General features: G+C 34.9%; 14 protein-coding genes. 12 read left to right on the top strand and 2 right to left on the bottom strand.

Going from position 1 to position 15,524, the window contains the following annotated elements; translation table 11 throughout:
* Positions 1 to 187 precede the first annotated feature (187 nt).
* Positions 188 to 1,600, bottom strand: coding sequence for a RagB/SusD family nutrient uptake outer membrane protein (locus ACFX5F_RS11850; RefSeq protein WP_379852241.1), 1,413 nt, complete (start codon positions 1,598 to 1,600; stop codon positions 188 to 190).
* An 18-nt stretch (positions 1,601 to 1,618) separates the two neighbouring features.
* Positions 1,619 to 4,657 carry a SusC/RagA family TonB-linked outer membrane protein gene (locus tag ACFX5F_RS11845; protein WP_379852240.1) on the bottom strand — a complete coding sequence of 1,013 codons (3,039 nt, stop codon included), beginning with the start codon at positions 4,655 to 4,657 and terminating at the stop codon, positions 1,619 to 1,621.
* A 1,007-nt stretch (positions 4,658 to 5,664) separates the two neighbouring features.
* Here ACFX5F_RS11845 and ACFX5F_RS11840 point away from each other — a divergent pair.
* From ACFX5F_RS11840 to ACFX5F_RS11785, 12 genes are all read left to right on the top strand, one after another.
* Positions 5,665 to 5,940, top strand: a complete 276-nt coding sequence (locus tag ACFX5F_RS11840) for a helix-turn-helix domain-containing protein (RefSeq protein ID WP_146059568.1) — start codon at positions 5,665 to 5,667, stop codon at positions 5,938 to 5,940.
* Positions 5,941 to 6,383: 443 nt separating this feature from the next.
* Positions 6,384 to 6,740 (top strand): helix-turn-helix domain-containing protein, encoded by a 357-nt coding sequence (locus ACFX5F_RS11835; RefSeq protein WP_379852239.1) that lies wholly within the window; start codon positions 6,384 to 6,386, stop codon positions 6,738 to 6,740.
* A 282-nt stretch (positions 6,741 to 7,022) separates the two neighbouring features.
* Positions 7,023 to 7,199, top strand: coding sequence for a hypothetical protein (locus ACFX5F_RS11830; protein ID WP_379852238.1), 177 nt, complete (start codon positions 7,023 to 7,025; stop codon positions 7,197 to 7,199).
* A gap of 467 nt (positions 7,200 to 7,666) precedes the next feature.
* Positions 7,667 to 8,536, top strand: a complete 870-nt coding sequence (locus tag ACFX5F_RS11825; protein ID WP_379852237.1) for an ABC transporter permease — start codon at positions 7,667 to 7,669, stop codon at positions 8,534 to 8,536.
* 533 nt (positions 8,537 to 9,069) lie between these two features.
* Positions 9,070 to 9,609, top strand: coding sequence for a BRO family protein (locus ACFX5F_RS11820; protein ID WP_379852327.1), 540 nt, complete (start codon positions 9,070 to 9,072; stop codon positions 9,607 to 9,609).
* Positions 9,610 to 9,646: 37 nt separating this feature from the next.
* A complete protein-coding gene (locus ACFX5F_RS11815; RefSeq protein ID WP_379852236.1) occupies positions 9,647 to 9,877 on the top strand; it encodes a hypothetical protein in 231 nt (76 codons plus the stop codon).
* Positions 9,878 to 9,992: 115 nt separating this feature from the next.
* Positions 9,993 to 11,261: an ABC transporter ATP-binding protein gene (locus ACFX5F_RS11810; protein WP_379852235.1), complete on the top strand. Its 1,269-nt coding sequence runs from the start codon at positions 9,993 to 9,995 to the stop codon at positions 11,259 to 11,261.
* 5 nt (positions 11,262 to 11,266) lie between these two features.
* Entirely contained in the window at positions 11,267 to 12,022 is a 756-nt protein-coding gene (locus ACFX5F_RS11805) for an FkbM family methyltransferase (protein ID WP_379852234.1), read from the top strand.
* 26 nt (positions 12,023 to 12,048) lie between these two features.
* Positions 12,049 to 12,801 (top strand): FkbM family methyltransferase, encoded by a 753-nt coding sequence (locus ACFX5F_RS11800; protein ID WP_379852233.1) that lies wholly within the window; start codon positions 12,049 to 12,051, stop codon positions 12,799 to 12,801.
* The gene (locus ACFX5F_RS11795) at positions 12,795 to 13,676 is read left to right on the top strand and encodes an alpha-1,2-fucosyltransferase (protein WP_379852232.1); all 882 of its coding nucleotides are present in this window, start codon (positions 12,795 to 12,797) and stop codon (positions 13,674 to 13,676) included. Before ACFX5F_RS11800 ends, ACFX5F_RS11795 begins: the two co-directional genes overlap by 7 nt.
* Complete coding sequence (locus tag ACFX5F_RS11790; protein WP_379852231.1) at positions 13,661 to 14,605, top strand: glycosyltransferase family 2 protein; 945 nt, start codon at positions 13,661 to 13,663, stop codon at positions 14,603 to 14,605. The genes ACFX5F_RS11795 and ACFX5F_RS11790 overlap by 16 nt, the downstream gene beginning before the upstream one ends.
* Positions 14,598 to 15,428, top strand: a complete 831-nt coding sequence (locus ACFX5F_RS11785) for a glycosyltransferase family 2 protein (RefSeq protein ID WP_379852230.1) — start codon at positions 14,598 to 14,600, stop codon at positions 15,426 to 15,428. Before ACFX5F_RS11790 ends, ACFX5F_RS11785 begins: the two co-directional genes overlap by 8 nt.
* Positions 15,429 to 15,524: the final 96 nt, after the last annotated feature.

Genomic DNA, 15,524 nt, shown 5'->3' with positions numbered 1-15,524 from the left:
AGAGGGAGCGAAGAATGAATTGGATTCAAGATTGTCTAGTATTAAAAATTTACGCTCAATCCCTTTTTTGGTTCATTTCATTTTAAAAACCTGAGATGTTGGAACGAAAAAATATTTCGTCTTCGACTCCGTTCGGGATTACTTTCAAGATTTTACCGTTTTTAATAACCATACTTTAGAAATTGCTTTAATATCCGGGATTTTGTGGAAGCAGATTACTGTTCAACAAAAGTTCTGTTTCTGGCAGTGGCCATAATAAGTCTGTTGGATTCCAGCCTGGTTTTATAGCTGATAATACTGGATTAGATTGCCCGCTTCTTTTGAGGTCAAACCAGCGTTGACCTTGTTCGGTGAACAGTTCCACACGGCGCTCTTGCAATATAGCTTCCAGAATTTCTTGCTTTGTGTTGGCAGTGGTATTTGCCAGGCCCGCACGATTCCTGATTTTGTTGAGGTCTTCTTTTGCCCCAATGCTGTTTCCTTGCTGTGCTCGGGCTTCTGCCCGGATTAAATAGACCTCTTCCAAGCGAAACAAAATGGAATATTCGGCAGAGGAGCCTGTATTATTATTTTGCTTGTATTTATTCGGGTAATACCAGTTTTGCGTTCCATCAGAAACAGTACCTATCCAATGGTTTTTTCTCTGGTCTCCTGTTTCAAATGCATTGCTTAAATCCACAGTTAAGGCTCTGTTGGGAGGGGGGCCGGATGCAAAGATGAAATTTTGCCCTTCTAAAGTATTTTGTCCATCTCCTTGTGGTTTTAGTTGCCAGAGTGTGCTTGTACCGTTTTTTAGAAAAACCTTATCCAAATCATATTCTAATGCGTATGTTGCAGTATTGTTGATCACTAAATTGGATGCTGTTTCTGCTGCTTCCCAGTTGCTAGCATACAGTTGTATTCTTGCAAGGAAAGCTTCGGCTACAGTTCGATTGGGGCGTACCCGCTCTCCACCGATATAATTTTTCGGTAGCAGTGTTTCTGCTGTTTTCAGATCAGTAATTAGCAATGGGTACAGTATTTCCGGGCTCAATTTTTTTGCTTTAGCGTTGACTTGATAGGCCGTTGAGGTGATATATGGGATTTCTCCAAAGAGGTTCAGTAGATAAAAGTGGATGTACGATCGCACAAACAAGGCTTCTCCCTTTAATTGATTTTTATCGTTCTGTGAAATTCCCGTCGACCTGCCAACGCCTTCCAGTACTGCATTGGCAGCAAATACTAAATTGTAGCTGTCGTTCCAGGTGCCCGTAACTGTTGTATTGGAAGGCAATAGGTTGTTTTTAAAAAAAGCTTCTTCGGGAAGACTACCGTTACTGTAATAAGCCAGTTCATCCCCGTAACTTCCCAGTAAGATTGAAAGTCCATTCAAATCTCCTGTCACGAGAACATTGTTCCGAAATCTACCATAGATGTTTACTAAAGCCGCTTCAGCGGTGGCCTTATCCTGAAAAACACTTTCGCCGGTAAACTGTGAGTCAGGCACGTCAACCTCGACAAAACTCTCACAACTGGAAAAGAATATGGTCAACGTTATAAAGAAACTTATAAGCCATAGTATTTCAACTATATTGATAAAATTATTTCGTATGAATTTCATGTTATTTTGTTTTTAAGTTTAAAAATTCAATTGTATTCCCATAGTCAACACACGCAAAGGAGGCAGGCTGCCTTGCGATTGATTTTCTGGATCAGGTCCTTTGAAACGGGTTATCGTGAGCAAATTTTGACCCTGCAAATACAGACGGCATCGGCCTATTTTTGACCAGGAATCAGGAAGAGTATAGCTAATCGAAAGGTTTTTTAGCCTTATAAAAGAGGCATCGGTGAAGACCGCATCACTGCTGCTGTAATTGTAAAATGCATTTACGGCATCATTATTAAAGCCAGCAGTATATTGCTGAAATGCACTGGTGTCGCCTGGCTGTTGCCAGCGATCCAGTACTGAAACGGGTTGGTTATTTCCAACACCCGGAAGCACCCCTGTGTAATTGAAGTTGATTCCCAACTGCTTCACGAATTGAAAAAGAAAATCCAACTGCCAATTTTTATAGGTCAGGCTGTTTTGCAGCCCACCAAAGAAATCAGGATTGGTGTGGACTATATTCTGACGGTCCTCTGGTGCTGTTATGGCTCCGTCATGATTGTAATCTTCAAATTGATATATTCCTGTTTGCGGATTTATACCTGTGAAACGGTATACTTTTCGGATGTCCAGCGGCTGGCCTATTTCATACTGATTAGCATAAGTAGAGGCAGCTAATCCAGGAAACGCGATTAATTTAGTACGGGCTATTGTAGCGTTAGCCATAGTGCTCCATTTGAATTGCCTGTTCTGGAAATTCACGGTTCTCAATTCCAGTTCCCACCCTGTATTTTCCACAGTGGCGTTTAGATTGGCTTGGATAGAAGTGAATCCTGTTGTGCCGGGCAACGGAATGCCTACCAGCTGGTTCGAAGAGCAATTGCTATAGTATGCCGTGCTCAGAAAGATACGATCCCTTAAAAAGCCCATTTCTAAAGCTAATTCCAGTTTTTTATTGGTTTCCCAACTAAAATCAGGATTGTACAAACGGGTGGGCTGCAGGCCGGTGATTCCTTGATAACTTATCCCCGAAGAACTGTAGGTATTTAAAAACTGGTAGTCACCTATTTGGTCGTTCCCCGTGGTTCCGTAGCTGGCTCTTAATTTCCCGAAACTTAAGAAGGGGAGGGCTTCGCCGATAAAGTCTTCTTTGCCAAACAACCAAGCAGCGCCTACAGCACCAAAATTAGCAAAGTGCTTATCCGCGCCAAAACGACTGGAACCATCTCGACGTCCGGTTAGGTTAAGGATGTATTTTTGTTGCAAGTTGTAATTTACACGTCCAAAAACAGCATTGTAACGATAGGTGCTGTTGTCGTTGTTGAGTATGGCTATATTGGCAGCCGAAGCAATGTTGGTTAGCAGACTATTGCTGGAGAAACCGGAAGCATAGAGGGCCTGTTGTTCTCTGGTCTGCTCTTGAAAAGTGGCTCCTGCCAGTATTTTGAATGTGCCCAAGCCCACTTCTTGTTGATAGGTCAGTTGTGGTTCGATGCTCCAGGACTGTTTTTTGGCTTGGTTCAATAGGAAATAGGATGCAGAACTGTTGAGACCCCAAGCTGGATTGTAGGCCGTTGAAGGGGATTTTTTAGACTCTTCTAAGCGGTTGTCTGTAAACCCTAAAGTAGTTTTTATCTCTAAGCCAGGCATGATTTTATAACCGATGGCGCTGCTTGCCATAAGATTGTTGGTTTTGGCGAGGTATTTCTCCTCCAAAAGACGCAGCGGGTTATCCCAGGTCGAGTTCTCCCAATTCAGATTGCCATTTGGATCGTATAATTCAGGTGCATTGGGGGACAGGACACTTGCTTCCCGTGTAAGATCTGTACCCAACAGGTTGTTTTTATCAGCCACATAGTTACCGGAAAGACTGATGCTGAATTTATTATTGTCTGCGATATGGTTGATGTTGAAATGGAGCGCAGTTTTCCCATAGCCAAAATTACCCGGGAATACGGTCGTTTCTTTGAAGCGTGTTCCACGTATGAGAAATTGTGTATTGCTGGTACCACCGGAAACGGCGGTCTCGATATTTTGGGTCAACGCTGTTCCGCCAATGAGTTCTTTTTGCCAATTGGTGTATCGGTTTTGATCCCAGGTACCGTTAATATCATAAGCCCAATCAGGGTATTGGGTGAAGGCATCATTAGCAAATGCCTCCCTGCGCATTTCGAGATATTGGGCGGTATTCATTAAATTCAGCGTTCGGGTGACTTTACCCGTTCCGCTGTAGGCATTTAGTGTAAACGTTGTTTTACCTGATTTGCCTTTTTTGGTGGTAATCAGGACGACACCATTGGCACCACGAGAACCATATATGGCTGTGGCATCGGCATCTTTCAGGATTTCTATATTTTCTATGTCGGAAGGATTGATGCCATTGAGGGGGTTAATACCCGTGCCAGAAAGGATTGTACCGGAAAGTAGAGTGTTGCTTACGTTTTCGGATGCATACGGCATACCATCAATAATATATAATGGGTTATTTCCATCTGTTCTTAAGCTGTTTCTTCCCCTAATTTGGATGTCAAAACCACCTCCGGGCACTCCTGTGGTCTGGGTGATATTAACACCGGCCATGCGACCCTGCAGCACCGCCAGCACATTAGTAACGGGTTGCTTTTCGATGGCTGCCGCTGTTATTTTTGCAATACTTCCGGTGCGTTCACTTTCTTTTACGGAATAGTAACCGGTATTGACCAGTACTTCTTTTAGGGTTGTTGCATCTTCTTTTAGTTGGACGTTGATTGTTTCCCGTCCGTCTATTTGCACCAGGACTGTTTTGAATCCCATAAAAGAGAAAACTAACGTATCGTCAGGTGATGCCGCAATTGTGTATTGCCCGTAGTAATCCGAGATGGTTGTTGTAAGTTTCCCTTTTACGGAAATGGTTACTCCTGGTAAGGAGTTATTTCCATCGGTTATAGTGCCTTTTATTTGCGTTAGTAGTATTAGGGGCTGGTTTTGCCTCAGTACCTTGTTGGCTATAGCAGGGGTACAGCAGAAGTACAGGCCAAAAATAAGCGAATACCAAAGTGCTCCTAAGCCATTGTTTAATGAAATAATTTTCATAATATTGGTTTAGTTAAATGAAACGTTAGTTTTGTTAGCGATGGTCCTCTATTCGTCCGCCAAGAAGAGTTAGAGGGCCTTTTTTTTGTTCTACTTAGGAAGATCTATTTCGGTGAAACAATGGCAACTATAAAGCCACAGGCACATCGTTACTATAAAAAGTATAATTATTCCTATTTGTATTTGTTTATAGTATTTCATAGGCATTTTTTTTAGTTATTGGTTGTGGGTTAAGGGTTAAGGGTTAAGGGTTATGAGTTGCTGTTGCGGCTAAATAGCCTGCACCTTTTATTAACAAATTCAAATTAAATTAACTAGGTGTTTTATTCAAAGGACCTTTCGGTGCAGGTGTCTTTTATTTAGTCTTAAAGTCGAAAGTCATAAAGTCTGGGGTTGTGTCTTTATTTAGTCATAGGCGTTTTTTTAAAGTTTTCAGTCTTAGTTTTTAGTTAGGCGTAGGAATCTTGTGCCAGTTACGAAAAGAGCGTTTTCTTAACTGATATTTTATGCGGTTTAGTGATTGAAACCACTGCTAAGGTTTAGCTTAAGCTGTTTTAAATGTGTGTTTTTATTTTACTCATAGGCATGCGGGTTTTAGCGTGTTAAACTGCTGCGAGACTATGAAAAATGAAGAAGCGGTGCTGAGAATGTAAGTTGAGTATTGTTTAAATAGTGGCCAAAAAAAATGGCATGGAACTCAGCTTACTGCATCAGAGGCATTGGCATACCTTAACCACAAATAAGTGAGCCCACGCCATGGGACGTGAGCATCTTACTTATCATCTCGTGGTTATAAAACGCCAATTTTCTGATACGAGATTCTAAGCGAATGCTTCAAATATTTTGTATGAAGAATCGCAAATATATAAATTATGTTACAAATATAACAAAATTATTCAAAACTAGCACTATCGTGCCAATAAAATTCGTAAATAATATTTTCTTTTGCCGTGATGGTTAATAATAATAATAGTAATAGCAACAAAAGTAATGAAGCAAAAATATTTTTGCTCGATAGATTTGTTTGTAACTACATTAAAAAAGAATGGATTTCAGATGCTAAATCAAATCTATCTCAAAGCCAAGAACTCGGGATACATCCTCATGTTCTAACTAAGATTAAAAATGATGATGGTTACCGAATACCATTATCCACACTAGCAATTATTTGCTTCTACAAAAAAATTGAATTATCCGATTTTTTCAAATTAATTGAAAAACAATATGGTTCTAAAATCAATGATGATTTTGTTTTGAAAACGAACACAAAAAAAGATGCCTAAGCATCTTTTTTTGCTTTTTAGTAGTTGTCAATTCGGGATTATTATTTGTCAATAAAGGAGTTTCTGTTGTTGTGATAATAGCCAAGTTGCTGTACTGTCTATATTTGATATATGAAATGGTATGAGATAATAGGGGGAGTTGTGGTGTGGTTTTTAGGTCTTTATTTGAGAGGGAGATTTTATGAATGTATGAGAACCAGGCATCTCAATGATAGTTGCAAGAGAAAGAAATGAAAGATGCTTTGATGGTGTCTTTTTTATAGCCTTACAATTAGGAATTTATTGTAAAACTACTTGAAGTTACATCTAAGTAAATTGGAAATGCTTCTAATAAATAGCAATTCCTTGGATGATTTGTAAGAAAAAATAAATATATTTAACAATAGATAAAGTCTTGTAGAACACAATAAAAGATAAGTACTAAACTTTTATACTTTTTTAAAATGACAGATAATGAGCGCTTTTTTGCAGCCTATAATTTTCTAAAAGGAAAGGGACATATCAGGACATATGCTGACCTCGCTGAAGTACTTGGTATTGATAAGGCAGAGCTAAATGATTTAAAAAATGAAAAACAGAAAGTTTCTATTGACAATCTTAGAAGTTTCATAAAAACATACCCCGAGATATCTTTGAATTGGTTGGTTTTAGAAGAGGGTAGTATAGAAATTAAAAAAAATAATATCCCTAATTTTAATGTAAAAACAGAACTTTTAATATTGCAAAAAGAAAAAATTGAAGAACTGGAAAAAGAAATCATAGAACTGAAAATACATCCAAAAAATCGCGATTCCATATAAATAGTGACTGATTCAGTAGTAAATTAGCTAAAAAAAACATTATATTGTTAGTTATTAATGTTTTAATAATTAGTAAAAGTAATTTAAAGATGCTAACATGTTTTTTTTTTTTTGGCTTTTCAAGATGTCAATTCGGGATTATTACTTGTCAAAAACGGAGTAACCTACTTTATGATGAAAGTTGAATTTCTCTACCTTTCTATATCTGAAGTATGGAATGGTATAAAATAATAGGATTTAATTTGTTTTGGATTTTAGGTCTTTGCCTGAGAAGGAAGATTTATGAGTTTAGAAGGGATTATAATAAAAATAGTAGGTGGAGGCGTAAAAGAGATAAAATATACAGAGCATGAAATGCCCCCAAAAAGAATTTCACTTTTTTGGGGCTTTTTTATTAGTAGAAAAATCAAGTATGATATTGACTTTAAGAATTCGCTATTTATTGAATTAACCGCATAATTTTAGTTTTATCCCTCCCGAAGCTTCAGGACTAAACGGAGTCGAAAATCCAGAACCTATATGCTGTATATGAGGATTACTAAATTAAGGTAAAAACAGATGAATACGCTTCTAATCTATCAATATTGTCGATTGATTGTTAATTATTTGTTATTATTTATTAAGGAATAGTATATTCGCTCACAAACTACTCTTATTAACAAACGGGCTTCGCCTTATTACTGTTAGTTAGAGTCGCGAAGCGCACCCGAAAGTTTCGTTTTTTATGATGGATCTGATTCTATACAGTAATTAAATAGAATATTTTAGTTCAAAATAAATACAATACGGCGCCATTTTTTTAAAGGAAAAACTAAGTGCAAATTATTTATATTTGCCTCATTACGATATCATTTCTTAGATAAATAAAAGAGATTGTCTCAACTGCGTTTTGATAGGGCAATGAAATAGAATTTTAGCATAAACGAATGAACCAACCCGAACAAACCAATACCACGTGGCTGTTTGAAATAACACCTAAAAATAAATTCTTTACACTTAATCTTAAGGAAGTTTGGCAATACAGAGATTTGCTAATGCTTTTTGTAAAGAGAGATGTGGTTACCGTTTATAAACAAACCGTTTTAGGACCGTTGTGGTATCTAATACAGCCCTTGTTTACCTCTATTACTTTTACGATAATATTTAATAATTTAGCGGGTATTGATACCGGGACGGTACCTCCATTTTTGTTTAATTTGGCAGGAATTACCGTTTGGAATTATTTTACGGCCTGTCTTACGGGGACCTCAAATACCTTTGGTGCTAATGCCGGGATTTTTGGAAAAGTCTATTTTCCCAGACTGATTGTACCTATCTCCATCGTGATTTCTAATTTGATTAAATTTGGAATTCAGTTTCTGATATTTATAGCCTTTTATATTTTCTATTATCTAAAAGGAGCTACCGTTGGGCTGAATGGTTCCGTTGTATTCTTTCCTTTTTTAATTGTATTAATGGGCGTTTTAGGATTGGGGTTAGGGATGTTTATCTCTTCCTTGGTTACTAAATACCGAGATTTTAGTAATTTGATTGGGTTTGGCGTACAATTATTGATGTATCTGTCGGCTGTGATGTATCCCATGGCATTAATAAAAGAAAAATTACCTTCCTATGGCTGGCTAGTTCAATACAATCCTTTGGCTTATATCATAGAAACTGCGAGGTATATGTTGTTGGATGTAGGGCACATTTCCATTTGGGGATTGGGTTATACTTTTTTAGTGACTGTAATCGTATTTTTAGTGGGTGTATTGATTTTTAATAAGACGGAGAAGAGTTTTATAGATACGGTTTAGTGATCAGTTTTTAGTGTTCAGTTCTAAAAAAAGTGATCAGTATTCAGTATTCAGTGTTCAGTGTTCAGTGTTCAGTGTTCAGCTTTTAGTGATCAGTATTCAGTGGTCAGTGTTCAGTATTCAGTGATCAGTTTTTAGTGATCAGTTTTTAGTGATCAGTATTCAGTGGTCTGTGTTCAGTTTTTAGTGTTCAGTATTCAGTGGTCAGTGATCAGGATCAGTTTTTAGTGATCAGTATTCAGGGGTCTTTACTACCCTGATCAGTGCCCAGTGTCAGTTATTCAGTTTTAAAATCTCTGCAACCGAAAATAGGAATTAGGTTTTAGATGGCAGATTAGAAATTGGCATTGAAAAATTAGAAAATGAAAAACAGATTGGGAATATATTATATAGATGATGTGCTGGACTCAGCTTCTTTTTTACTAAAAAACATAAAAAAGTTATAGATGTATCTATAGAAAATGACAAAATAGGCTAAAGTTATAGATACGTTTGCAATTATAATTTTGTAAAAAACATAAAAAAAGAGTCTAATAAAATTATTCGAAAGTAAACAAATTAGAAGTCAATGGGACGAGAAAGAACAAGAGTGGTTTTTTGTTGTAGTTGATATTTTAATAGACAGTTCGGATCCAAAAGATTATTGGTATCGGATGAAAAAACGAGAAAAATTATCGGGTTACGAGTTATCGACAGTTTGTCGACAACTGAAAATAGAAGCTACGGATGGAAAAAAGGATAGCACAGATTGTGCAAATAAACAAGATCCATTAAGAATTATTCAATCCATTCCATCTCCAAAAGCTGAACCTTTCAAACAATGGTTGGTACAAGTTGGCGCCGAAAGAATTGCCGAAATTGAAAATCCTGAGTTGGCACAAGCTCGTGTTAGAGCCACTTATAAGGCCAAAGGCTATAGTGATGAATGGATAGAAAAACGAAATCGTGGTATTTTAGTTCGTGATGAACTTACCAATGAATGGAAACAAAGAGGCGTTAAAGAAGGGAAAGAGTATTCGATTTTAACGGCAGAAATCAGTAAAGCAACATTTGGCGTTATACCAAGTGGCTAAAATGGTTAACAAAATCATCTGAAAACCTAGAGATCACATGACTGACTTAGAACTCATCTTTACCATGCTTGGCGAAGCCTCTACGACAGAAATCGCAAAGAACAAAAATGCCAAAGGGTTTATTGAAAATCATAAAGCTGCCAAAGCCGGCGGAAGTGTAGCTGGAAAAGCAAGAAAGGATTTGGAACAAAAGTCAGGTAAGAAAATTGTGAGTAAAGAAAATTTCAAACAGCTTTCAGAAAATGTGATTCCGAAAAATTTAGAATGAAAGTAATCAAATTACAGATTAAAAATTGATATCGCCATTATTATTGAAATTATTATTATTATTATTATTATTGACATTGTCAATTAACCGATTACACGATTAATCCATTTTAACTTTGAAAAAAGACATTATATTAAAAGCCGAAAATATTTCTAAGCAATATCGCTTGGGACAGGTAGGTACCGGAACGTTAACACACGATTTGAACCGTTGGTGGCATCAGATTCGCGGTAAGGAAAACCCATACTTGAAAATTGGGGATACCAATGACCGAAGTACTAAAGGCGAGAGTGATTATGTTTGGGCCTTGCAGGATATTAATTTTGAAGTCGAGCGTGGTGAGATTTTAGGGATTATAGGAAAGAATGGGGCGGGAAAATCTACCTTGCTCAAGATATTATCCCGAGTTACAGCACCTACTACTGGAAGTATAAAGTTTGGAGGACGTGTGGCTTCTTTACTCGAGGTAGGTACCGGTTTTAATGGTGAAATGACGGGTCGTGAAAATATATACCTGAATGGTGCCATTTTAGGAATGACAAAAAAAGAAATAGGCTCTAAGATTGATGAAATCATTGATTTCTCTGGTTGCGAACGTTATATTGACACACCTGTAAAGCGTTATAGCAGTGGGATGTATGTTCGTTTGGCTTTTGCTGTTGCCGCATTTCTAGAACCTGATATTTTGATTGTAGATGAGGTTTTAGCCGTGGGTGATGCCGAGTTCCAGAAGAAGGCTATTGGAAAGATGCAGGATATTTCAAGAGAAGGCGGTAGAACCGTTTTGTTCGTGAGTCATAATATGGCAGTTATACAAAAATTATGTGCAAATGCGATATTGTTACACAATGGAAAATTCGTGATGAAAGGCAAGACTACGGATGTCATAAATTTTTATTTAAGCCAGTCTGTTTTAAATGATTCTGAATATGTATTTAATTCAAAATTGCCCGTTGCAAAGGTAGCTTATGCCACCAAGTTAAATATTGAAGATGTTGACGGGAATTTGATGAATGAAATACCAATTGGTAAACACTGGCAAGTAAAAATTCATTTTACGGTAAGCGAAGCCATTAAGAATTTAGTCATTGGTTTGGGTATGACGGATATAATAGATACGCCCATTAGAACATCTTGGTCACTACCTAATGATTTAGAACCAGGAAATTTTGTTGCTACATTCATTGAAAACAAAATAAAATTCAATCAAGGTCAGTATAAATTAATTATAGGTATTTCCAGAGGCACTGAGTCGATTGAATATATTGATAAAGATATTATTTTAACAATTTCTGACGTGGTTTACGAACAAGAAGAATCTATTATCAATAATAAAAGTGGATTAATAGTTGACCAAATGAAAACATTAATTGAACAAATTTAACAACTATGACCATTTACAATAGGGATAATTATATTCTTGCCGAGTCACCATTAAAAAAAGAACTTTTAAAATTATTTAAGAAAAATGATAAATTAACCATTTTAGATATTGGTGGTTGTGAAGGTGAAGAATCCATCAGATACTCTAGAATTTTTCCATTTTCGTCTATCTATACATTTGAACCTTTACTCAAAAATCAAAAACTCGTTGAAGAGAATATTATAAAATATAAAGCTGGAAATATTGAACTTGTACCAGTGGCCGTTTCTGATGAAGAAGGATTTTCTCAATTTTATATTTCATCGGGTCATCCAGAAGATCAACCAATAGATTTAGATTGGGATTTTGGAAATAAATCAAGTTCATTATTACCTCCTAAAAATACTAGCCTTGCTTCTTGGTTAATCTTTGATAAAAAAATAAATGTTCAGACCATTACACTAGATTCCTTTTTTCGTCAAAATAAAATCAATGAAGTTGATTTTGTTCATATGGATGTTCAAGGGGCAGAATTAAAAGTTTTAATGGGAGCAAAGGATGCTGTTAAAAACATTAAGACTATTTGGTTAGAAGTTGCAGATATAGAATTATATAAAAATCAGCCATTAAGAGTAGATGTTGAAAATTATATGAAAAAGAATGATTTTCAAATTGTAAAATCGGATGTTGAAGGAGGTTTTGGAGATCAGTTCTATATCAATAAAAATTATTTTAAAATATTTTCATTCTTTTCAAGAATGTTCTTTTTTAAGATAAAGTAAAAACATTTCATCAAAATCATAGATTATTGCTTTATAAATTAAGAGATATAAAAATGTTATTAAAAAAAATAAAAAATAAATTGATTACAATATTACTTAGATCTGCTGATGATAAGTTTAAAAATATATCTTTTTCTCAATGTGGCGAAGATTTGATTGTTAAATTTATTTTTGATTGTCTGGGGGTAAATAATCCAACTTATATTGATATTGGAGCACATCACCCTCACTATATTAGTAATACAGCTTTATTTTATAAAAATGGTTGCAGAGGAATAAACATTGAGCCTGATCCCACACTTTTCAAGGAGTTTTTAAAATATAGAAAAGAGGATAAAAATCTAAACATTGGCATTAGTGACTGGGATAGCGAATTGGATTTTTATATTATTTCTTCTCCCACATTGAATACCTTTTCAGAGGAAGAAGCTGTGAAGTACGCTCAAGAAGGTGATTTTGAAATTAAAAGTATTGAAAAAATAAAGGTTAAAACATTGAAGAGTATACTAGATGAGTGTTCAAATGGTATTTTCCCGCAATACTTAAGTATTGATGCTGAAGGTATAGATGAGATTATTATTAGAGATATTGATTTTGAAAATAATTATCCAATTGTAATATGCATTGAAACAATTTCATTTTCCACAAGTGGAAATGGAATTAAAAATACTAAGCTAATTGAATATATTGAAAGCAAAGGATATTTATCATATGCAGACACTAACATCAATACAATTTTTGTTAGAAAAAGTTTGTGGCGAAAAGAAATAAAATGCTGATTATACAATTACAAGGAGGTGTTGGTAATCAAATGTTTCAATACGCATTTGCAAGTATTCTTGCGAAAAAGAATAAGACAAAGCTCTTAATAGATGGTAGTTTCTTTAAGCGCATTGAAAAAACTCCCGGATTTACGCCAAGAAAATTTGAGCTAGACATTTTTGACAATCCTTATTTTATGGCTTCAGATTTAGATGTTATTTCCTTTCATCATTTGTCGAATATAAATAAAGTTAAAAGAAAACTGGGATTTCATTATCCTAAAATATATGAAGAACCTTCTTTTGATTTTCAAACTGATGCTTTGGCCATTAAATCTCCTGTGTACCTAAAAGGTTATTTTCAGAGTTATAAATATTTTATTGCTTACGAGGATTTTATAAGGAAACTATTTTCTTTTCCTGTCGATACATTAGACGTAATTAGTAAAGAATTATTAATTACAATCAAGAGTTCAAAAACAATTGCAATCCACATCAGAAGAGGTGATTATGTGAGTGACAAAATCACAGCAGAATATCATGGGAGTTGCAGTGTGGAGTATTATTTGGATGCCATAAAACTATTAGCTTCCAAAAATAAGGATTTTACTTTAGTGTTCTTCTCTGATGATAGTGATTGGGTCAAAGAACAATTCGATGATTTGTCTTATTCAAAAATAGTTGTTGACCATAATAATGGAGAAGATAGTTGGAAAGACATGATGCTGATGAGTTCTTGCAGTCATAATATAATTGCCAATAGTTCCTTTAGCTGGTGGGCAGCCTGGTTGAATGAAAATCCTGAAAAAACAGTAATAGCACCCAAAAAATGGTTTAAAACAAAAGAGTTGAACACTCGAACATTATTGCCTCAAGAATGGATCAAATTATAAATAGGCCAGTAGTTTCGGTAATTATGCCTGCATACAACGCTTCGAGTTATATTCAGGAGTCTATTAATTCTGTAATTGCGCAAACATTTTCTAACTGGGAACTCATTATTATTGATGATGGTTCTATAGATAATACTTGGTCCATAATAGAGAACAATAGGAATCAAAATCATCGTATAAAGGTTTTTCACCAAGAAAACGGAAAACAAGGCAAGGCAAGAAATTTAGGGATAGCCCATGCTCAAGGAATCTATATAGCATTTTTGGATGCAGATGATTTATGGATGCCTGAAAAGTTGGAGATTCAATTACAGGAAATAAAAGAGAAAAATGTAGATTTAGTTTTTTCGGATTCTTATATTTTTTCGGATTCCAATGTTTCAGACAAAACAAGGAAGATGAATACGCTTCACCTTAGTTTAAAAGATGTTGAAGCATTGAAATTGTTTCTTGAAGGAAACAGAATTCCAATTCTTACCGTGCTTGCCAAGAAAGAAAAAATAGATTTAGTTAGCGGTTTTACTGAAAAAATGTTTATTCAAAATGCCGAAGATTATCATTTGTGGTTGAAGATGATAATTAATGAATGTGTTTTTTATGGCTCTGAAAAAACATTGGCCTCTTATAGACTACATGATAAATCATCAACTAGTGAAGATAAAATAGCCAGTAAACAACTTCCTGAGGTCTTTTTTGATTTAATCCAAAATAATCCTGAAGTAAAACATATAATTTTGATAGCCTTAAAAAAAATATTGCGAAAACAATATAGTGGACGAACTTATACAAAATCAGATTTTTATTTTGTTATAGATGAAAATTGTCGTTATCTGGATAAGCAATTATCTGCCCCATGTTATAAACTCATAAATTTTTTTCTTGGAATAAATATAACCAAGAAATTTTTAAATCATTTCCTAAATGGCTAAAGTCTCCATCATAGTTCCTTGTTACAATCAAGCGGAATATCTGGATGAGGCGTTGCAATCTGTTTTAGATCAAACCTACAATAATTGGGAATGTATTATTGTAAATGATGGTAGCCCAGATAATACCGAAGAAATAGCTAAGATTTGGATGGTTAAAGACTTACGTTTTAAGTATTTATTTCAAGAAAATTCAGGACTATGCAGTGCGCGTAATATGGGGATAAGTCATGCTCAAGGGGAGTTTATTTTGCCATTAGATGCTGATGATATTATTGCAAAGCATTATCTTAATTTAGCTGTGCAATCTTTCGCTAAAGATAATTCCTTAAAAGTTATATATTGTAGAGCGGAGAAATTTGGAATTGAAACTGGATTATGGGAGTTACCATCTTTCACACTTTATAACCTAAGTAGAAATAATTTAATTTTTTGTTCTGCTTTTTTTAAAAAAAAGGATTGGGAATTAGTAGGTGGTTATGATATTAATATGCTTTATGGCTGGGAAGACTGGGAATTTTGGATTGCTATTTTAAAAAATGGAGGTAATGTTAAACAGTTAAATGAAGTCGGGTTTTATTACAGAATAAAATCAAATTCAATGCTTAGGATAATTAATCAAGAAAATGAGAAAAAGATGTTAAGTTATTTGAGCGTAAAACATGCTGATTTTTTTGTGAAACAGTATGGATCATTTGCTTCAATGAATCATGCATTAATGGAAGAGAAAAATAATAATGAAGTAAATCTTAAAAGCGAAAAATTTGTAATTGATGTTTTCTGCAAGAGGTTTTTTGGTTTTACAATTTTTGGGAAGTATAGATAATATTGAAATAACAACATTGTAAATAATTATTTAGATTAATATATTTTTGCAAATTATTTTATCATTTATTTTACAAAATAGTATTCTTAAATATTC

The organism is Flavobacterium zhoui, assembly GCF_042787235.1.
Taxonomy (GTDB): Bacteria; Bacteroidota; Bacteroidia; order Flavobacteriales; family Flavobacteriaceae; genus Flavobacterium; species Flavobacterium zhoui.
The sequence above is the reverse complement of the archived record's forward strand: the minus strand, read 5'-3'. Positions and strand labels throughout refer to the sequence as shown.